The sequence below is a fragment of the Paenibacillus sp. FSL A5-0031 genome, from assembly GCF_001956295.1.
Lineage (GTDB): Bacteria > Bacillota > Bacilli > Paenibacillales > Paenibacillaceae > Pristimantibacillus.
Window position 1 is genome coordinate 56,817 of the sequence record NZ_MRTD01000023.1, and the last position, 21,064, is coordinate 77,880.

Annotated in this window: 17 protein-coding genes; 10 read left to right on the forward strand and 7 right to left on the reverse strand. The window is 46.6% G+C overall.

Features of this window, described 5'->3' with window-relative positions:
* Positions 1 to 90: 90 nt before the first annotated feature.
* Positions 91 to 6,768: an S-layer homology domain-containing protein gene (locus BK120_RS29175; RefSeq protein ID WP_076271015.1), complete on the forward strand. Its 6,678-nt coding sequence runs from the start codon at positions 91 to 93 to the stop codon at positions 6,766 to 6,768.
* Between the two features lie 69 nt (positions 6,769 to 6,837).
* On the opposite strand, the gene BK120_RS29180 is transcribed toward BK120_RS29175, so the two are convergent.
* Positions 6,838 to 7,053 carry a hypothetical protein gene (locus BK120_RS29180; protein ID WP_076271016.1) on the reverse strand — a complete coding sequence of 72 codons (216 nt, stop codon included), beginning with the start codon at positions 7,051 to 7,053 and terminating at the stop codon, positions 6,838 to 6,840.
* Positions 7,054 to 7,209: 156 nt separating this feature from the next.
* On the opposite strand from BK120_RS29180, the gene BK120_RS29185 reads away from it, so the two are divergent.
* Entirely contained in the window at positions 7,210 to 8,685 is a 1,476-nt protein-coding gene (locus tag BK120_RS29185) for a sensor histidine kinase (protein WP_076271017.1), read from the forward strand.
* Positions 8,682 to 9,374 carry a response regulator transcription factor gene (locus tag BK120_RS29190; protein ID WP_076271018.1) on the forward strand — a complete coding sequence of 231 codons (693 nt, stop codon included), beginning with the start codon at positions 8,682 to 8,684 and terminating at the stop codon, positions 9,372 to 9,374. Before BK120_RS29185 ends, BK120_RS29190 begins: the two co-directional genes overlap by 4 nt.
* A 14-nt stretch (positions 9,375 to 9,388) precedes the next feature.
* Here the strand turns inward: BK120_RS29190 and BK120_RS29195 are convergent, their stop codons facing one another.
* Positions 9,389 to 9,772 carry a SpoIIAA family protein gene (locus BK120_RS29195; RefSeq protein ID WP_076271019.1) on the reverse strand — a complete coding sequence of 128 codons (384 nt, stop codon included), beginning with the start codon at positions 9,770 to 9,772 and terminating at the stop codon, positions 9,389 to 9,391.
* Positions 9,773 to 9,922: 150 nt separating this feature from the next.
* Here BK120_RS29195 and yunB point away from each other — a divergent pair, with 150 nt between their 5' ends.
* A complete protein-coding gene (gene yunB / locus BK120_RS29200) occupies positions 9,923 to 11,053 on the forward strand; it encodes a sporulation protein YunB (RefSeq protein WP_305953913.1) in 1,131 nt (376 codons plus the stop codon).
* 68 nt (positions 11,054 to 11,121) lie between these two features.
* Here the strand turns inward: yunB and BK120_RS29205 are convergent, their stop codons facing one another.
* Complete coding sequence (locus tag BK120_RS29205) at positions 11,122 to 12,177, reverse strand: M23 family metallopeptidase (RefSeq protein ID WP_256711059.1); 1,056 nt, start codon at positions 12,175 to 12,177, stop codon at positions 11,122 to 11,124.
* 132 nt (positions 12,178 to 12,309) lie between these two features.
* Between BK120_RS29205 and lipA the strand changes: the two genes are divergently transcribed.
* Both lipA and BK120_RS34710 read left to right on the forward strand, forming a co-directional pair.
* A complete protein-coding gene (gene lipA / locus BK120_RS29210; RefSeq protein WP_076271021.1) occupies positions 12,310 to 13,245 on the forward strand; it encodes a lipoyl synthase in 936 nt (311 codons plus the stop codon).
* A 26-nt stretch (positions 13,246 to 13,271) separates the two neighbouring features.
* Positions 13,272 to 14,006, forward strand: a complete 735-nt coding sequence (locus tag BK120_RS34710; RefSeq protein WP_256711060.1) for a YutD family protein — start codon at positions 13,272 to 13,274, stop codon at positions 14,004 to 14,006.
* Positions 14,007 to 14,051: 45 nt separating this feature from the next.
* Here the strand turns inward: BK120_RS34710 and BK120_RS29220 are convergent, their stop codons facing one another.
* On the reverse strand, positions 14,052 to 14,849 hold the full coding sequence (locus tag BK120_RS29220) for an NAD kinase (protein ID WP_076271022.1): 798 nt from the start codon (positions 14,847 to 14,849) through the stop codon (positions 14,052 to 14,054).
* A gap of 77 nt (positions 14,850 to 14,926) precedes the next feature.
* Positions 14,927 to 15,937, reverse strand: a complete 1,011-nt coding sequence (gene ylbJ, locus BK120_RS29225; RefSeq protein ID WP_372239032.1) for a sporulation integral membrane protein YlbJ — start codon at positions 15,935 to 15,937, stop codon at positions 14,927 to 14,929.
* Between the two features lie 497 nt (positions 15,938 to 16,434).
* On the opposite strand from ylbJ, the gene BK120_RS29230 reads away from it, so the two are divergent.
* The gene (locus BK120_RS29230) at positions 16,435 to 16,824 is read left to right on the forward strand and encodes a globin domain-containing protein (protein ID WP_076271024.1); all 390 of its coding nucleotides are present in this window, start codon (positions 16,435 to 16,437) and stop codon (positions 16,822 to 16,824) included.
* Positions 16,825 to 16,828: 4 nt separating this feature from the next.
* Positions 16,829 to 17,569 (forward strand): DUF2225 domain-containing protein, encoded by a 741-nt coding sequence (locus tag BK120_RS29235; protein WP_076271025.1) that lies wholly within the window; start codon positions 16,829 to 16,831, stop codon positions 17,567 to 17,569.
* On the opposite strand, the gene BK120_RS29240 is transcribed toward BK120_RS29235, so the two are convergent.
* Together BK120_RS29240 and BK120_RS29245 are read right to left on the reverse strand one after the other, a co-directional pair.
* Positions 17,566 to 17,808, reverse strand: coding sequence for a hypothetical protein (locus BK120_RS29240; protein WP_076271026.1), 243 nt, complete (start codon positions 17,806 to 17,808; stop codon positions 17,566 to 17,568). The genes BK120_RS29235 and BK120_RS29240 overlap by 4 nt on opposite strands.
* Complete coding sequence (locus BK120_RS29245) at positions 17,805 to 17,969, reverse strand: YycC family protein (RefSeq protein ID WP_076271027.1); 165 nt, start codon at positions 17,967 to 17,969, stop codon at positions 17,805 to 17,807. Before BK120_RS29245 ends, BK120_RS29240 begins: the two co-directional genes overlap by 4 nt.
* Positions 17,970 to 18,081: 112 nt before the next feature.
* On the opposite strand from BK120_RS29245, the gene BK120_RS29250 reads away from it, so the two are divergent.
* Positions 18,082 to 19,866 carry a M3 family oligoendopeptidase gene (locus BK120_RS29250; protein ID WP_076271028.1) on the forward strand — a complete coding sequence of 595 codons (1,785 nt, stop codon included), beginning with the start codon at positions 18,082 to 18,084 and terminating at the stop codon, positions 19,864 to 19,866.
* 219 nt (positions 19,867 to 20,085) lie between these two features.
* Positions 20,086 to 20,976, forward strand: a complete 891-nt coding sequence (locus BK120_RS29255) for an NAD(P)-dependent oxidoreductase (protein ID WP_076271029.1) — start codon at positions 20,086 to 20,088, stop codon at positions 20,974 to 20,976.
* The last annotated feature ends 88 nt before the right edge of the window (positions 20,977 to 21,064 follow it).

Consider the following 21,064-nt stretch of genomic DNA (forward strand, 5'->3'; position numbering starts at 1 on the left):
CAAATTATGATGAAAGAGAATGAAGGATTTACATAAGCGAGTGCTTTCGAGATGCGTTTGCACTTGTATACCTTTGGGGAGGTTTGTGCAATGAAACGTGCAAGGTCTATATTGGCATTCATGCTGGCGCTGCTGCTTATGCTTATGGCGGTTCCGGTCTATGCGGATGAGACGGCAGTAGTATCGGAAGGCGGGGGCCAGCCCGAGGCGGCCGTGTCATCCGTAACGGAATCAACCTACGTTCGCATCCAGAACAAATGGCAAAGCAATTATTTGTATGAGGATGAAAATGGTATCGTACGGTACGGTTTTCCAAGCTATGAAGATGAGTCCTCGCAATGGCTCATCGAGGACCATGATGGCAATAAGCGAATTCAAAACCGTGCAACCGGACATTACATTACGGTCTCAGAGGTTGGGAAGCGGCGTGATGCACTGACCAGCCGCGAGATAACGGAGAGTACGCTTGCAGACCAATGGACCATTCATGCGTCCAGCCGCGAGGGTTATGTGGTCATTAAAAGTGCAACTGTGCCGGAGAATGCCAATCTCGTTATTCATCAAGAGGATTTGCTCGGCTTTGCGGAAGTAAGCAATGACATCAATATAACGTTCGAGAGTCCGCAGTGGGCACTTGAGCCGGTGGAGTCTGCTGCTCCAATTCGCCTTGCCAACAAGTTCCGAGCAGGACAATATTTGTACGAGGGAGCAAATGGTTTCGTTGATTTTGGCGAGGTGCCTGCTGCGGATCGCAAATCTCATTGGGTGCTTGTCCCGGGAGCAACGCCGGATTCCTATCGGATTAAAAACCGTGCAACCGGTCATTACATTACGCAAGGAATAGACTATGAGCCTATTAAAGCTATCGGACTGGACAACACGAATAAAAGCGAGTGGCTGGTAGCTGACACAGCGGGTGGAGATTTTATCACCTTCCAAAACGTTGCAGCTTATCAGGCAGTTCCTTCGACCATTTACGTATTGAATACGCAGTTTTCTGATGACAAACATGTACGCTCAAACAGTTGGTCCGTCCTGGATCGAGATAATGCACACTGGCGAATAGAGCTGGCGCCGGATACGCAGCCATACCGTATCGTGAATTTTACAAATGAGAAGGTAGGTACTGCTTATTTGTATGAAGATGCTGGGCTGGCAAAGGTTGGCGCACTGACAACACAGGCAGGCCAGAAGTCATTTTACCAGTGGGTAAGGGAAGATTTTAACGGCAAAAAACGTCTGCGCAACCTAGCAACTGGTCATTATGTTACGCGTGCTGGAGTTAATGAGATCAGTGATCCGCTTAAGGTATCTTCATTAACGGAAAGCTCTGCAGAGGATCAATGGTCCTTTAGCAAATCAGCCATTTATGATGACTATCAAAGCATTCAGAGCTATGTTGGTCAAGGCGAATATTTGCATATTCAAGACAATACGGGCGCAGCCCAAGCAAGTACAATTCAGCCAAATGAGAATGCGGCGCAATGGTTGTTTGAAGACCCGGCATTTAGCGGGGATGGCTCGCCGCAATATATTCGAATTCAGAATGAATGGCAAAATTTCTTCTTATACGAGGATGCAGCAGGACAACTGAAATATGGCAATGTCTCCGAAGGCGATTATAAGGGACAATGGTTAGTTGAACGTTTTAACGGTCGCAAACGTATCCAGAATAGAGCAACAGGCCACTACATTAATTTGCAAAATATGAAGGATGGACGCATTGATGTGACTGAGGTGGCTGATGACTGGACGAGTGCGATTTGGGTCATCGAAGATGCCGGCGGCTCAAAGCTCATTCACAGCTTGCAGGATGCTAATGATGTTATTGGACAACAAAAGTATATTAGCTTGCAAAATCTGACGAAATACGCGGAATACGGCGTTATTAATCCAGGATGGGGAAGCCCCAAATGGAAGTTTATACCCGTGACAGACGCGGCGTTGACGAATGTAAGACTTAAGAACAAGCAAACCGGCAGTTATTTGTATGAAGTTACCGCTGAAGGTGATGATCAAGGCAAGGTTAAGTATGGTGAGCTTCCAGAAACGGATCTTAGCTCAGTTTGGTTTTTGGAGCGCACGGGCGATGGACCGACCTCGGTGCGGCTGAAAAACCTCAAGACTGGCCACTATGTGTCAATGGAGCACGTAGGCGGGGATGTTGAAAAGGATGCCCCGACTCAGCAAATTATTGCACAAGGCGGCATTCACGAGAGTTGGGGCAGCGTGAAGTGGAACATGGAGCCTGGAACTTCTGATAATTTTGTAGTGCTGCGGAGTGGTTGGGCTCGTCATTTTCTATATTCAGATGGTGAGGGATATACGAAAGTGAACAAGCTTGTTGCTGATTCGGATAGCGCACAATATGCAGTTGAGCCGCTAGCACTTCCACCGAAGCCTTTGCCAGAGGCACCGATTCGTATAAAAAATAAGGCAAACGGCCAATTCTTATATGAAAACAATGGTGGAATTGTCCTTTACGGCAACTTGGCAGAGAACAACGGCTACAGTCATTGGATTATAGAGTCAGAGGGCGGGAAACAAAGGTTGAAAAACCGTGCTACAGGACATTACATGACAATGACCGGGGATTATGCCTTTATTGAGAGCAAGCAAGCCATTCAAGGCGATGCATTCTTAGAGTGGGCAGTTGAAAGCACTCCGAGCGGTGCGGAATATATGATTCGCAGCTTGAATGGGAAATACGATGATGAGCTCATTCATGTTCAAAATAATGCAGGCTACGCAGAGCGTGGATTGTACCCAGCATCATTTGGATCGGTGCAGTGGACGTTTGAGAATGCGCCGGAGCAATTCGAGACGCCGCCAATGGGCGAGGAGAAGACGAATGACACGGCTACCCCAATATTTGACGACACGAACTATATTCGTATTAAAGAAAAGTCAGGCACAGGCTATTTATATGAAAACAGCGGCAAGGTGCTCAGCGGCTCAGTGGGGGCAGATAACGCGAGCTCCCAATGGCTGCTTCAGGATTTCAACGGCCGGAGGCTGTTGAAAAACAAAGCTACCGGACATCTGTTGACGCTACAAGCAGATGGCCTGGCGGCAATTGCGGGTGAGGCTAGAGGCATTGATGCGGCACAATGGACGATTGAGGATCGTACTGGTTATAAACGGATTATAAATGCTACGCAGAAAGACGGATTGCTGCTGCTAACGGCTGGCAAGCTGCAATACGGTACGCCAAGTCAAGCAGATGAGGCACTTTGGCAGTTTGAGCCCGTTGCCTCCAATCAGCGATATGAAGCAGAGAACGCTTTTATGTCTGGCGGCATTAAGGTAAGTAAGGAGTTAACAGGCTTTAAAGGTGCAGGGTACGCTGGAAACTTCACTGAAACGGGAGATAAAATCAGCTTTACCGTTCATGCTGGGGCAGCAGGCAGCTATTTAACGGTGCTTCGTTCCTTGAACGTCTCCGATGCGCCAAGCCAGCTTAGCCTTTATGTGAATGGCATACGTATCAAACAAGTGGCGTTTAATGCAGCTGGAGAAAAACAAAGCTGGTCCGAAGCGGTTATTGAAATGCAGCTTCGCAGCGGTATTAATACGATTACGCTGCAAAAGGATTCAGCGGATTCAGGGCAAGTATGGCTCGATAGCCTTCTAGTCAGACAAAGCATCGGCATTGCTTACCGCGGAGCGACAGTTCCGTACATTACCTATGAAGCGGAACATGGATTAACGAACGGTGAGCTGATTGGACCGTCGCGCAGCTATCGCGAAATCGTTTCTGAGGCATCGGGCAGGCAGGCGGTTAAGCTGGTAGATGAAGGTGATTATGTACAATTTACATTAGCAAAGGCGGCTAATTCACTTGTGCTGCGTTATGTCATCCCAGACAGCGCAGACGGGGCTGGTCGAAACGAAACGTTAGGCCTGTACGTAAACGGAGAATTTAAGCAAAATTTAGAGCTTAGCTCGAAGCATGGCTGGGAGTACGGCAGCTATCCATGGTCTAATGATCCAAAGCAGGGCAATGCACATCGTTTCTTCGATGAAATACATGCTTTGATCGGTGATATTCCCGCAGGAGCTACAATCCGTCTGCAGAAGGATGCGGAAAATGCGGCAGATTATTATGTTATTGACCTTGTCGATATGGAGCAGGTGGAAGGTCCGTTTGCAAAGCCTGATGGATTCCTGTCAGTTGCTGAATACGGAGCTGTACCTAGCGATGGCATTGATGATTCGGCAGCGTTCCATTCTGCAATGAATGCAGCGAAAGAACAAGGGAAAGGCGTATGGTTCCCTCAAGGGGTATTTGAGCTTAAGACTGATGTGATTGAATTGGATCAAATCACGATACGCGGTGCAGGGATGTGGTATACATCGCTGATCGGTGCGAGGTTTATTGGCAAAGGCGCTAATATTGGCGTATATGATCTACTCATCGACGGCGACCTGAATATTCGTGATGATGAAGCGCTGACCCATGCTTTTTATGGCGGCTTCGGCAAAGGCTCGGTCATTCAGAATGTTTGGGTCGAGCATTCAAAAACAGGGCTATGGCTGTCCAAGGTAAGGGGCAGCGACGAAATAACGGATGGCCTGCATATGGTTGGCCTTCGTTTGCGCAATTTGATGGCCGACGGCATCAACTTCTCCGTAGGCACGAGCAATAGTGTGATGGAGCAATCGGATATCCGATATCCAGGCGATGATGGTTTGGCGATGTGGTCGGCGGAAGGACGCGCAAGCATCAACAATACGGCGCGTTTTAATACGGTGGCTTTGCCTTGGCTGGCCGATAACTTCGTTATTTTTGGCGGGCAAGACAATAAGCTTCAAGATAACATCGGTACGGATACAATTACGAACGGAGCGGGCATTGCCGTGTCGACACGCTTTAATCCTGTGGCATTCAGCGGCACAACGGTTGTGGAGCGCAATACACTGGTTCGTACGGGCAGCGCCGACTCTGCGTACAACATTAATTTAGGTGCGATCTGGATTTTTGCTGGCGAGAAGGATTTGAACGGCGAGGTCATTGTACGGGACAACGTCGCACTCGACAGTACGTATGCCGGTTTAATTGTTCACGGCGGCGGATTCAGCATTGATCATGTGAAGCTGCAAAATATCGTGCTCGACGGAATGGGAACAAACGGAATTGACGTGACAAGCGGTGTTTCGGGCAATATTCAGGTGGACAATGTCATTGTGCGTGGCGAGCGGATAGCGACACTAGCAAGCTCAAATGATCAATTATCGTTCACCGAGCAAAATGAAGGTTTTGCCAATCGTCCGAAGCCATTCCGCATAGCTCTTGAGAATGGCAATAGAGGACCGCTGTCGTTGACTGTGGGTGATACAAAAGCTATAAAGGTGTTTGATCAAGCAGGCGTCGATGTCACAGCGGATGCGATCATAACGATTGCGCAAGCAGACATTGCAGCTATTAATGATGATAGACAGCTTCGCGCACTAAAGATCGGCCATACCGCACTTACCGTGTCACATGGCTCGCAAAGTAGAGTGTATACGGTGGAAGTGAAGGCGGTCGTTGTGCCAGAGGAAGGAAATGAAGGCAGCAGTGGCGGTTCAGGTTCAGGCCAAATCGGCGGCGCGATGAATACAGCGCAAAATGACAGCAAGCTAAAGACAGATGCCGCAAGCAAGCTTGAGCGGATTATCTTCGCCAAAGGTACGTTAACATCAAATGGAGAAATCTCCTTCTCCGCACAAGCTCTTCTTGAAGCGCTTAAGAGCAGTCCAAAAGCGATTGTCATCATGGAGCAGGGTACAGCTTCGTATGAATTCCCGTTGGCGCTTGTAAACGGCGTTCTGGAGGAGGCAAAGCTTTCGAATAACGGTAAGCTAATTGTTACTTTCTCAATCAAGCCTGTTAGTCAACTAGTGCTTGATAACATTAGGGCGAAAACCAAAGCCGCAGGCTTTGAGCTTGCAGGTGATCCTGTTGATTTTATTATTTCCGTCACGGATGGAAGCACATCAGCAGAAGTACACAGCCTTGGCGGCAAATATGTGATGCGTACGATGACAGTAGACCGTGAACTGGATGCCAAAACAGCAACAGCGCTCGTATTTGATCCGGCAACGGGAGCTTTCCGTTACGTTCCGGCTTTGTTCCGATCAGCTGAAGGGAAAACCACTGTCACCATTTGGAGTACTAGCAACAGCAGCTACGTAGTCGTTTTAAATCCCAAAACTTTTGCAGACATTAGCAGCCACTGGGCAAAATCGAATATTGAGCTGCTCGCTTCCAAACAAATTGTGAGCGGTGCAACGGCGTCGAGCTTTGCTCCTAACCGTACAGTTACGCGCGCTGAGTTTGCGGCAATGCTTGTAAGAGCGCTTGGACTCCAAAATAGTGGAGGCAAGCAGGCGTCAGTGTTCAGCGATGTTGCGCCGGGCGCTTGGTATGCGGATGCGATTGCAACAGCTGCAAGATTTGAACTGATTAAAGGCTTCGAGGACGGAACCTTCCGTCCGAATACGACCATTACGCGCGAGCAAATGGCAGTAATGGCAGCAAGCGCATTAAAATTTGCAGAAGCAGCAGGAGCTAACGTCAAGAAAGAAGTTAATGAGGCTGCCAGCTTTAAAGACGAAGCAGCTATACATGGCTGGGCGCTTGATGCGGTTACTCGGGTTGCAGCAGCAGGTATTTTGGAGGGCAAAGGAAATCAATCATTCTTGCCTCTAGATCTAGCAAGCCGTGCCGAAGCAGCAACGATGATTACTCGGTTATTGCAATTCGTAGAGCTGCTGGATAAGTAATATGCAATGAAAAACGGTGTCAACCTGTCCCGCGAGGGCTAACAGGTCGACACCGTTTTTTTGTATAACTTAACGTTTTCTAAGTAGAAAAAACTCGCATTCTTTTCGGTTATGATAGGCAATATCGCTTACCCCCGATTGGGTCACAATCGTGCTATCATCAAACCGCACAACCAGCGAGCTGGCATCGATGAGCTGATTGTCTTGAAACACGCGAATGCGCTGCTGCAGTTCGATAACCTCTTCAAAGTCCTGATCGGTGCTGAGTCGTAGAGTAATGGCCATATATACTCCTTTAATACGGAAAATGATTTCTTATAGTCTATCCCATGTTAGATCGTGTTGCAAAGTTGTCTTTGTTTCTCTTTGTCCCCTCAGGGCAACCTATGTTACATTGTATTCACGAAAAACGAATTGTCAAAAGGAGAAGGAGATACGAGCATGTCCATCCGCGTTCGGCTGCTATTGTCCTACAGCTGTATTCTTATCGTTACGATCGTATTGTTTCTTGCCGCTGCTCTGCTCTTTGTAGTAGCGATAACAGGCGATGTGCGAAGCGTAAAGGACTTTTACAATATTCATTATTCCGTTAATCCATTGTCTGAGCAGGAGGAAACGATTTTCCTTGATCTAAAGTATTTGGCGAAAAATGAACCCGACTCGCTTCTTGATCATACACTGCTCAATCAATATAATTACAAGCTTCGTTCGGTACAAGCGGAGCTGGTTATAAGAAAAGGCAACGAGGCGATTTATTCATCCTTGTCCGTAAAACAGCCCCAATTCATCACGTTTTTGCCTGACTATGAGATGGAAAACAATGCAATCCGCAACACCCTGCAAATAGGGGACCATTTTTATGCTTATGCGAAATTTGATTTTCGTTTTCCAGACCAATCCAAGGGAAGCGTGCTCGTTGTAAGGGAGCGCAGTCCATTTGCAGAGGTTGTTCGTACACTCTTGCCAATTATATTAGGCGTGCTGTTTATCGTGCTTTTGCTCATGAATATGCTGCTTTATTATTTTTTGACGCGCAGTATTATTAAGCCGCTTGATCTGCTTCGGAAGTCGACAGAGCGCATTAAGGAAGGCGATTTGGAGTTTGAGCTGCAAGCGGTAGGCAGCGATGAGATTGCAAGGTTAAGCGAAGCCTTTGAAGATATGAGAATGAAGCTGAAGCAATCGGTAGAGAAGCAGCTGCAATATGAGCAAAATCGCAAGGAGCTTGTCGCGAACATTACACATGATCTGAAAACGCCGATTACTTCGATTAAAGCAAGCATTGAAGGCATTCGGGACGGTGTACCGGATACAAAGCAAAAGATGGAGCGTTATGTGAATACGATTTTGACCAAGGCCGAGCATATGGATCAACTGATTGACGAGCTTTTTCTATACTCGAAGCTTGATTTGAAGCAGCTGCCGTTTACATTCGAGGAAATCAGCTTGGGGCAATTCATAGAGGACTATGCCGAGGATTTGCAATTTGATTTGCAAGATAAAGGCGTTGCGCTGACGTGGGACATTGTTCATTCGGAATCTACTAATGTGCTTGCCGACCGAGATAAGCTGAAGCGAGTTCTAACCAACATTATGGACAACGCCATGAAATTTATGTTGGACGAGCCAAAGCAAATAGGGATATCGCTAAGTGTGGAGACTGATTTCGTTAGATTAATGATTAGCGACAGCGGCTCAGGAATATCGGAGGAAGCTCTCCCGTTTATTTTTGAACGTTTTTTCCGCGAGGATCTCTCACGCAGCCAGCAGACCGGTGGCAGCGGCCTAGGACTTGCGATTACGAAACAAATTATCGAAGGGCATAACGGCAGCATTTATGCTGAGAGCAAGCTTGGAGCGGGAACTAGTATGATCATCAAGCTGCCGCTCGCGAGAAGCATAGGAGGACGAACATGACGAGAATTCTCATTATTGAAGATGAAGTGTCGATAGCTGAGGTGGAAAAGGATTATTTTGAGCTGCATGGTTTTTCTGCGGACATATGTTTAACAGGAACAGAGGGGCTCCGCGCTGCTGTAGAAGGTGAATATGATCTGATCGTACTAGATTTGCAGCTGCCAGGCATGGATGGATATGAGATTTGTCGTCAAATCCGTGCGGTAAAGGAGGTTCCTATCCTTATCGTATCTGCCAAAAAAGAAGAGATCGATAAAATTCGCGGGTTAAGCTTAGGGGCGGATGATTATATAACGAAGCCGTTTAGTCCAAGTGAGCTGGTCGCCCGCGCGAAAGCACATTTGCAGCGCTACAAGCGATTGATGGGAAACCGCGATACCAAAGCCTCAAATAAGATCCAAATACGCGGCTTGCAGATTGATGCCTCTTCCCGGCGCGTGTACGTCAACGACCAAGAGGTGCAGTTCACGACAAAGGAATTTGATCTGCTCTCTTTTCTAGCATTGAACCCTAATCATGTATTCAGCAAGCAAGAGCTGTTTGAACAGCTGTGGGGGATGGATTCACTGGGCGAGATTGCGACGGTAACCGTTCATATACGCAGGTTAAGAGAAAAAATAGAAGCGGATCCTTCGAATCCGCAATATATTGAAACCATTTGGGGCGCAGGGTATCGGCTCACGATTTAGACGGATAAAATAGACTATTCCGGTACGCTATAGTTATTTAACCAGTGGAAGGCTTGTTCAGCATCGCTAAAAAAATGTACAGATGGTTTGGTATTGGTTTGCTGCAAGTGATTCAGAATTTCACCATCTTCCAATAGGAATGCGATGGCTTTGCTATGACTCAAAAGGCTTTCATTAAAAAATTTATCTTTCCATGCTTTTTGAACCGAAAAATGGTCGGGTGTATAGCCTTTTCGATCTACTAACAAACGGTATTTTCGCCCCTCTGCCATGAATGGCTGACACGCCTGCTCGAAACCATTTAACCAGTCATTAACATCATCTATGCTTATATTTCCAATCAGACGAGTAACAATTAAATCTCCTGAAACGGTTGTGCTAATATTGCGTTCACTCAACTAAATTCAACTCCCTTAGTTACAATTATGTATAACGTTTCCATAATGTCAATAAGGCTGCAACTTGCTGAGGTCGTCTTCTTTTTTGACCAAGTTCTGCATAAGTATGGGTAACAAAGAGTGTGCAGCTTGGTGCGGGAGGGGATCGGATTGGCGAAATGGGGAAGGCGAGGCTGGCATTTTCGAGGATTTGGCGGCAGCCGTATGCAGCTTTGGTCTGGCCGTCCATTCTCTAAAGTAAAATCAGTCACTTGGGGCAGTCGTGGGAGTTCAGCTTCATCAAGGCCGGCACCAAAGAAATGGGGTTCGGGAGCTCGTTCAAGCGCAAGCAGCGGAAAATGGGGCATAAGGCGTCCAGCTGTAAAATACAGCAGCAGTCGAAGCAGCGGCAATGGCGGTTCAGGCGGCATTTGGGGCTCTCGCCCAGCTAAGCCGCGTATAAGACGACGCACTATTTTTATTATAGCCCTGCTTGTTTTTATGGTTTTTTCGATTCAATCCTTCGTCTATATTGAGAAAAATTTGCGGCCGCCGCTGATGAATATAGCGAAGATCAGAGTAAAGCAAATCGCTACGCAGGCTATCAATAAAGCGATAACCGAGCAAGTAGCGAGCCGATCGGACAGCAGCAATCTTATTGACTGGAAGATGAACAGCAATGGGAAAATATCTGGTTTCATGCTTAATTACGCGGAGCATATGAAAATTACCTCGCAAACGATAAACACCGTACAAAATACATTAAATGAAATGAAGGATATACCGGAGCATATTCCGATTGGGCATGCGCTGGGTAGTGCGATCATTTCCTCATACGGACCTAGAGTACCCGTCAAATTCGAGCCGGTTGGGGCTGTTAAGGTAGATCTTAGCACGCGTCAGAAGGATGCCGGCATCAATATGATTTTGGTTGAGGTTTACATTCGCATAATAGCGGAGGTTACGATCATTATTCCGTTTGACACCGAGCCGGAGCTGGTGGAAACGGATATCCCGATTTCATATTTGCTAGTAGTCGGCGACGTGCCGATGTACTATTACGACAATACGGGCAAACCTGTAGGCGAGTCGGCTGCGCAGGCGCCAAACATTTCGGTTCCGCTCGGCGAAGGTGCGGGAGGCGGAGTTACATCCAGTCCGCAAAACAACAATAATGGAGAGTCTTCAGGCACTGGAGCAACTAATACAGGACCGTCAACAGAAGCAACGAACGAAGGCTCTAATCATTCTAAAGGTTCTAACCAAGGATCAAATAGTTCGGGAAATTCATCTTCTGAATAGCATACATATAAAAACGACTTTATTGTCTTCTGCAAAGATGACGATAAAGTCGTTTTATATTTTTTGCTTTAATTTCCGGAACGCAATCGTTTACGCTCGGCTTGCTCCCAGCGGCGCAGCATCGGATATGGATCAAACGACCATTCAATTAAACCGCGGTCGCTGTATACGCCATAATGCAGGTGAGGAGGAAACTTTCCCTGCGTCCCGGGTTTGCCGTAACCAGAGCTTCCTACCCATCCAACGACCTGTCCAGGCTTTACGACATCGCCTATATTAACGGTTTTGTCAAAGCCGGACAAATGTGCGTAATAGTGGTAAAAATTGTTTAGATCACGAATGCCAATTCTCCAGCCGCCGTATGGATTCCAGCCCTGCACCTCAACAATGCCATAACAGGTGCTCCGAACAGGGACGCCATGCCTTACGAAAATGTCGGTACCTTCATGGGTACGCCTGCCGCCCCAGCTTCGCCCGGTTCCCCAGGTGCTGTTATAGGCATAATGAGTGCTGATAGGCAGCGGGAATGCATGCTCGAACAAATCAAGCTGGCCAAATGCTTCATAGATTCGGGCGAACTGCTGGATGCGCTGCACTGAACGATTATTTTGATAATACTCCCAAAGTCCGATTGCGAAATCATCATTGGAGATACCGTATGCGGCAACGCGGCTAACAAGTGAATAGAGAAGATCGATGTCGCTTGTTCGTTCCGCTTGTCCATTCCCGTCACCATCGCGGCCAATCCCGTTAAAAAAGTTGATCGATACCGGCGAGCTGTCATCCGTATTCGGATTGAGCGGGCCAACCCAGCGTTCCTGGTCGATAAACACGCCAACGGTGTTCCCAAGCATTGGACGTGCCTTTGGACGCACTTTAGACATGGATCGCTCATACTGATCGATGGCTGCGATCCAGAACCAAGGCACTTCGGTAAATAAGCTTAATTTGTCATACAAGCCTCTTCGAACGGAAAAGGGATCGGTCTCAGCATCGACTGTTTGCTCATGGGCCTTATCAGTTTTTTGTTTGACAGCAGGAGCTGCTCTTACAGAACTGACGGGCGTGACAATGAGCAGAGATGCTGCGGTTATTGCTGCAACAATAGGAATAGTCAGTTTCAAACGTCTCACCCTTCCAAAAGCATGACGGTTATAACGTTATGTTTTGCAAATCATTGGTTTTTATGCGAAACATGTTATAATAAACGCATGAGTTTAGGAATTATAAATGAACTTGAAAGCAGGTAATCCCTAATGAAACAACAAGAAACACTCAAAAAGCCTGATTGGCTTCGAATAAAATTAGCGACAGACGGTAACTTTGCCGAAATTAAAAATATGATGCGCTCAAAAACGCTACATACGGTTTGTGAGGAAGCACGTTGCCCAAACATTTATGAATGCTGGTCGAATCGAACAGCCACATTTATGATATTGGGTGATATTTGCACGCGCGCTTGCCGTTTTTGTGCTGTTAAGACAGGTATGCCGACTGAACTGGATTTGGACGAACCAGAACGGGTAGCAGAGGCAGCAGAGCAAATGAATCTTCAGCACTGTGTTGTTACTTCGGTTGCTCGCGATGATCTTAAGGATGGCGGCGCATCCATATTTGCAGCTACTGTACATGCGATTCGCAAACGTATGCCGTTTTGCCGAGTTGAAGTGCTTATTCCCGACTTCTTGGGAAATAAAGATGCGCTTCAAATTGTAATGGATGCAAATCCGGATATTCTAAATCATAACGTCGAAACGGTGGAGCGGCTTTCGGATCGTGTTCGTGCCAAAGCCAAATACAGCCGTACGATGGAGCTGTTGAAGCGCGCCAAAGAAATGAAGCCTAAAATTCCAACCAAATCGAGCATTATGCTTGGCGTGGGTGAGGAATGGGATGAAATTTTGCAGACGATGGATGATCTTCGCGCAAACGATGTAAATATTTTGACATTAGGTCAATACTTGCAGCCAACGCCGAAACATTTAAAGGTCGTACGTTATGTCCACCCAGACGAATTTGCAAAACTAAAAGAAGAAGGGCTGAAGCGCGGTTTTAGGCATGTAGAATCCGCACCATTAGTACGCAGCTCTTATCATGCACATGAGCAGACCGATTCGGCGCACGCAGCAATGGCAGCGGAAGCCGAAGCGAGCCGTGAGATTTCTTCCGGTGCTTGCTCGAGCAGCTTGTAACTGACGCTCAAGATGAGGTGGAAAATATGGCTTTGATTCATATCGGCGGAAAATCTTATGAAATTGTGCTTGAAAATAGGAATGGCTGGAATCCTGAAGCGTTTCGTGATCGATACAGCGAAGTACTTGAGCGCTACGATTATATTGTTGGTGACTGGGGCTATAGCCAGCTGCGGCTGAAAGGTTTTTTTCGTGACAGCCATCAGAAAGCTACGAAGGAAAGCAATCTATCTGGCATGCCGGATTACATCAATGAGTATTGCAACTTTGGCTGCGCTTATTTTATTTTAGAAAAAACAAACAGTACCGTTCGTGAGCCAGACGACTATGACTTGGATGCAGACGATGAGCGTCCGCGTATAGAAGCAGCTGATCTTCTTGCAGCAGCAGCCGGTTTTGTGGATATTTCTGAAGGTCTTGAACATGATGAGGTTGCGAGTGCAAAGGAAGAAAGCGCCGCTCCAACACATGAAAGGCATACACGCAATCACACAAGGGAAAATCGCCATAGAAGCTCCAATCGCAATAAAAACGACGCGGATAAAGGCAACGACAGCGCGAATAATGCTGGCGAAGGCAAAAATAGCAGCGAGCAGCAGCAGGGCAGCGGGAAACGTGAGCAGCAACAGCAGCGTAAAGGCGGCTATAAAGGCAATAACGATAACCGCTCCAAGAAACCGTTCCGCCTTGCAGCCAATGAAACCGCGGCTTCATCTGCAGAAACGAATCGACCAAACAAAAAAGACACAGAGCGCGTATAATACGCTCTGTGTCTTTTTTTTGGTTTTAGATAATGGTAACAGATCTTATCGGACGTCGTAACCAAGGAATGCTTCACGTACTCGGTTCCAGAAAGGAAACGGTCGATATCGTGCAAAGCTAACTTTACGGCTGGATACACTGCAGCGGATGGAACGAATATCGCTGCTCATGATGCTGATGTGATCAATTGCGAGCTGCAGCCGCTGCTCTTTCTTAGAGATAATATCGCAGTGATGATGCTGCGGCAGCAGCACAGATGATCCAAGTGTACGATATACACGATTATTGATCGAAGCGATTTCCGCAATTTGCAGCGATTCTATCGATGGATGGACAATCGCTCCGCCTAAGCTTTTGTTATACGCGGTGCTTCCCGAAGGGGTCGAAATGACAATGCCGTCACCGCGGAACATTTCAAACATCTCATCATTTATATTGATTTGGGCGACGAGCGTTCCGTCAACGCCTTTTAATGTGAATTCATTTAATGATAAGTAATGACGGGTCTCGCTTGGTGTCTCAACTTCAATCTCGGCAAGCGGATACCTAACGATTCGTGGTGTTTCCTCTGCCATCATTGCGACAAGATCTTCAAGCTCGTCTGCCTTCCAGTCGGCATAAAATCCAAGATGGCCGGTGTGAATGCCGACAAATGCAACATTCGTAATTTGATCTACATATTTATGAAAAGCAAGGAGTAGTGTACCGTCACCTCCGATGGAAATAACGATTTCCGGTGATTCATCATTCCGAGTGAAGCCTCGCTCCCCGGCTAGTTTATGAAATTTTTCTGCTAACGATTTAGATAGATCATCGCCTCGATCAATTACCGCATACTTCAAAAGTAAATCTCCTTCCGATCTCCATAGTACTTAAGATGATAAAGGAAATTGTGTTTAAATTCAATGAGCGGCTCTAATCATGGCCCAAGCCACCCCCATAACAAGTAAACGAGAGTCATTGCAATTAATCCATGAACCATTCTAGCTATAAAAAAAGGACGATAGCGTAAATCTGTTTTGCTGAGCAGGCTTGCTACTTGGGCATGGACTGATAAGCCGCCCCAAGAGAGCACCCAAGCAGCGATTGCAGCTTGATGCATGAGTCCAGTACCAGCTGTACCTGCCGAACGAGAGCCTAATGTGACCTCGAACAATCCGAATATCCCAGCGTCTGCAAGCGGCTTAGGCAGGCCGATTAAACCAAACAAAAATCGTAGAGCTTCAGCCATCGCTTCAATGATGCCTGCATGCGTCAGCATCTCCATTACGACGGAGAAAAAAACGACAAGTCCGCCAACGACGATCATTAGTCGCAGCGCCGATTGAATAGAGTCCTGCAGCAGTCGTCCTAGTCCGCGCCCATCCAGCAATCGTGCCTCATGCATCGCCTTGAGTGCTTCGGAGATACGGGAGGGACGTCGTTTTCTGAACCCATCCCTTGCAATCGCCGTTTTTTTGATTCCAGAAGAAGGGGCATGTCTATCGTGAAAGCGCATGAGAAGACCGATAAGAAGACCGCCTCCGTAATGCGCAGCAGCGAGAATAGGAGCAATCGCTACATTTTGGAAGAAACCAACGGATACGGCACCAATTAGGAAAATAGGATCAGAAGTGGTCGTAAAGGCAACAAGCCGCTCACCCTCTGCTCGATTGACGAGCCGCTGCTCAAAGAGCTGTGCTGTTAGCTTTGCGCCTACCGGATAACCGGAAATGTAACCCATCGTCACGACAAAACCTCCGATGCCGGGAAGGCGAAATATAGGTCTCATGAGCGGATCAAGCAGCTTACCGAAAAAATGTACAATACCGAAGCCGAGCAGCAATTCCGATATAACGAAGAAAGGGAACAACGCTGGAAAAAGCACCTCCCACCAAATAGAAAGCCCACGGAGCGAGGAGTGAAGGGTTTCTGTAGGAAAGACAGTCATTAAAAGCACGATTATAATTGCGCCAAGCGCGGTTATAGATAAGGGATGAATGATCGTTCGCAGCAGATAGACCGCCTCCTCAAATAATTAGAAAGGGAGCTGAGCAGATGCCATAAGATGCTGTACAACCCCTCCTAAACGTATATGTAGGAATAAGGATATCCATCACTGGATATGCTTTAAAAATAAATAAGTTTGACAAAGAAAACGCTTGCAAAACGCTGGATTCCTGTTTTTTTTATGGTACAATGGAATTACCTTTGAAACGGTTGGAGTGATGGGTATGAGTATAATCGCTGGCATCTTGGTCTGTGCTTTCGTCTATGTCATTCGAGAATCTCTTACAGCACCAGGGGAAGAGGACTATGAAGGTTGATGGGTAATACGCACTATATGATGAGCCCCGGATAAGCATCCCGCGGGCTTTTTTTTGTTAAGTCCGTACTTTTATTTGTGATATAATACTAAATACCTACACAATGGAGATGATTTTGACGATGAATAGGAATATAAGCCTTTATGAGGCTTTAGGCGGATCTGAGACTTTAAGGCTGATTGTTAACTCTTTTTATCCTAAGGTACAAGCCCATCCGTTAATTGGGCCTTTGTTCCCGCAAGATATTGATCCTGTTATAGAAAAACAATATTTATTTTTGACGCAATTTTTTGGCGGGCCTTCATTATATTCTGATGAATATGGACATCCAATGATGAGAGCAAGACATATGCATTTTCCAATAACCCCTGAACATGCTGGCGCATGGCTTGACTGCATGCAAAGAGCATTGCAAGAGGTAGGCATAAATGACGAGCTGCAAGAGATCGTTATCAACAGACTATCCGGACCTGCACACCACTTTGTAAACACATCTGAAGAGGAGACGTGATTGTATGGAACCGCTCTACCTATCCAAAATCATATGCATTTGCTGTGAAAAGACTTTTATGACTTCGCGCGTTAGACCGAGCTTCAAAAGAGCAGCTAGAATGGACTCTGACTTTTGCGGATATTATAAAACGGACGTAAACCCTGATTTTTATGTTGTACGGGTTTGTCCTAATTGCGGCTTTGCCTCAACTGAGAACGGGATGGAGCGGTTGAATGATCGGCAAAAAAAGAAATATCATGATGAAATCGGAATGCATTGGAATAATCAAGATTATGGCGGGGAGCGCGATCTGAAGAAGGCGATGGCCAGCTACAAGCTAGCGCTTTTATCAGCCCAAGCCATTGACGAGAAGGATCGCGTGCTTGCTGGTATTTTGCATCACATTGCTTGGCTGTATCGTTATGAAGACAATCAGAAAGACGAGAAACGGTTTCTTACGTTTGCACTTCAAGCCTATATTCGTGTATATGAGGCAGAAGGTGTTGCGCTTAACAATGCGAAGCTAATGTTTTTAATAGGGGAGCTGAATCGTCGTATCGGACAATTAAACGATGCTGTACGTTGGTTTTCCCGCGTGGTGAATGATAAAAAAATTGTGGATGCAGCAATGATTCGTGCGAGCCGCGAACAGTGGCAGCTTATACGCGAGGAGATGGAAGCCAGATCGAAACATGCATCCGGCAACCCTTCTCCTGACGACGGAACAGATTTATTGAAGCAGTCGGTCTCTTCTTCCGCTTAGCGGAGCGCCTTTTTTAGAACACGGTTAGTCAGCAAATAATCGCGGTCTGCATCAACAATAGTCACTTTATTATGGCAGCAAGGGAAAACGAGCAATCGTTTCGTACCATCCTGTATGTCTTGGAGCTCTTCTGGTTTTACTGGAAGCAGCACGTTTTCTGCATGGCAGAAGGGACAGCTCGATACATAAAGGTCGCCCATAATAATGTCATAAGGCCAGGCTTTTTCGAACGGAATCATGATTTGTTTTCGCTCTCAGGTGCAGCGTTAGGCTTAGCAAGCTCGGCGAGCTTTTGCAATAATATATGGCGCGGCATATGCATTAAGTGCTCTATTGGGACGCCAAGCTGCTCGGAAAGCTTAACAGCTGTATCAGCAGAAATCTGCAACGGTTTAGACATGGTGTAATTCCTCCAATCTGGATATAATTAAGTTATACACTGCCGAGAAGGTTTGCGCAAATAAAAACGCGGCCGCATCTTGGCTTTTTTTATGGAAGAGAGGATGAGATCAATGAATAAGGGATATCCGCAAAGCTGGGATTTGGAAGTTTTTTATGAAGGTGGCTCAAGCTCAGCAGCGTTCTTGCAGGAGCTGAAGGGCATGGGTGAGGACATTGAGAAGCTCGATGCCGCACTTTTAACGGAAGCAAGCATTGGAGCTTCTGAAATTGCGACGATGACGGAGCTTCTGCAAAGCATCATCATTAGGCTGCGTGAAACAGAGTCGTTTGTTTCTTGCTTGCTCGCTCAGAATATGCGGGACACAGCCGCGAACTCACAAAGCGATCGCGTAAAGACGCTTGCTGCGAAGTTTCTAGGGGTGCTTACACGCTTTGACAACGTACTGCGAGGTCTTGATGATAGTGAGTGGGAAAAGCTGCTTACGCACCCACAGCTCGCTGAGGTAGCATTTAGCTTGACTGAACGCCGCGAGCTTGCGAAGCAAAAAATGGCTCCTGAGCTGGAAGCGCTGGCTGGAGATTTAGCGGTAGACGGTTACCATGGCTGGGGCGATTATTATAACGTCATTGTATCCAGAGCGAAATTTAACGATGTAGGAAAAGATGGGGAGAAAAAAGTTTTATCCGCTGGTCAAATGCATAACCGTTTATCCGATGGAGACCGAGATGTTCGGAAGGCTGCATTCACAGAGTGGGAGCGGGAATGGGCAGAGCAGGCGGATTTATGTGCAGAGACGTTAAACCGGATTTCAGGCTTTCGTTTAAAGCTGTACGACAAGCGCGGCTGGGATTCGGTGCTGCAGGAGCCGCTGCAAATGAACCGGATGAGCGAAGCTACACTGCAAGCAATGTGGTCTGCAATCCAAGAAAGCAAACATGTACTCGTTCGTTATTTAGATCGTAAAGCGAAGCTGCTCGGTGTGGAGAAGCTGGACTGGCATGATGTAGAAGCGCCAATCGGAGCTGCGACAAAAACAATTCCTTATGACGAAGCAGCAGCTTTTATTATCGAGCAGTTCAAGACGTTTAGTCCCGATCTTGCGGAATTCTCGGAGCTTGCCTTCAAAGATGGCTGGATTGAGGCTGAGGATCGTCCAGGGAAGCGTCCAGGCGGCTTCTGCACCGCTTTTCCAAAGAGCGGTCAAACTCGTGTATTTATGACATATTCAGGTACGGCTTCGAATATCTCGACGCTTGCGCATGAGCTGGGTCATGCTTACCACCAGCATGTCATGAACGATCTGCCAGCGTTGTCGCAAGAATACGCGATGAATGTAGCTGAGACCGCTTCGACGTTTGCGGAGCTGATCGTTTCGGATCAAGCACTTAAAACAGCAACGGAGGACGAGGAGAAGCTTGGATTGCTTGAAGATAAAATTCAGCGGTCTGTTGCATTTTTTATGAACATTCATGCACGCTTTTTATTCGAAACTCGTTTCTATGCGCGTCGCAGCGAAGGTTTAGTATCCGTTGAAGAGCTTAATTCCTTAATGGAAGATGCGCAGCGGGAAGCTTATTGCGATACGCTAGGTGAGGTGCATCCTCATTTCTGGGCATCGAAGCTGCATTTTTACTTAACGGATGTTCCTTTCTACAACTTCCCTTATACATTCGGCTATCTATTCAGCGCGGGTATTTATGCAAGGGCACTGAAGGAAGGTTCAGATTTCAAAGACAAGTATGTTGCATTGCTTCGTGACACTGGCCGCATGACCGTAGAGCAGCTTGCTAAAGAGCATCTTGGCGTAAATGTGGAAGAGATGGACTTCTGGCGCGAGGCGGTTGCATTGACAGCTGTTGATGTAGATCAGTTTATCGAAATGACAAACAAGTAAAGCGCTTCTTCAGAGGGGCATTTGTAGCAGTAGCATTAGCCGTAGGCATGGGAAACCATTGGTCTACGGCTTTTTTATATGGAATTGGGATGGATAGTATTCTAGCTACTGCAAAAAACTCTGCAAAAACAGGAGTGCATTTCTTTGATTTGCGGGAAGCAAGGCAGATTATATTATAATAAGATTATGTTCGACTATTGAGAAACACAGAGAGGCGGAATGGAATTGAAAGAGCAAGCAAACAAAAAAGTTGTCGGATTTATTGGAACGGGTATTATGGGCGCAAGCATGGCGGGCCATTTGCTTTATCACGGATATGAAGTGAATGTGTTTAACCGAACGAAATCAAGAGCAGACCTCTTGGTATCAAAGGGCGCTGTTTGGCAGGATTCGCCGAAGTTGGTTGCGGAGCAATCGGATATTATTATTACGATGTTAGGTTATCCGGCCGACGTGGAAGAGGTTTATTTTGGAGCGGATGGTTTATTGCAAAATGCTAGGTCCAATGCGGTGCTTATTGATATGACTACCTCAAGTCCTGCTCTTGCTAAACGAATTGAGGCAGAGGCTGGCAACAGAGGACTTATGGCGCTGGATGCCCCAGTCTCCGGCGGCGATGTAGGTGCGAGGGAGGCTAGACTGTCAATCATGGTCGGAGGCTCGGAGCAAGCCTATAATGCGATATTGCCATTGTTTATGCTCATAGGTAAAAACATCGTTCATCAAGGTGAGGCAGGAGCGGGTCAATTCACAAAGATGTGTAATCAAATCGCGATTGCATCCAATATGATTGGCGTGAGCGAAGCTCTTGCCTATGCCAAAAAAGCGGGACTCGAGCCTAGCAAAGTATTGAAAAGCATTGAAGCCGGCGCTGCGGGAAGCTGGTCCTTATCCAATTTAGGACCTCGCATTATCAACGGAGATTTTGCTCCTGGCTTTTACGTAAAACATTTCGTAAAAGATATTAAAATCGCCATCGAGTCAGCTGATGAGATGGGTCTTCCTTTGCCAGGACTAGCATTAGCACGATCTTTATATGAGCAACTTATTTCACTTGGTGAAGAAAATAGCGGCACACAGGCGTTATATAAAGTTATTTTTAAAGAGTAGTACGATCATATATTGTACATTATTTGTTAATATGATATATTATTTTTAAATAATAGTACTATATAATACAAGTATGACTCATATAGAG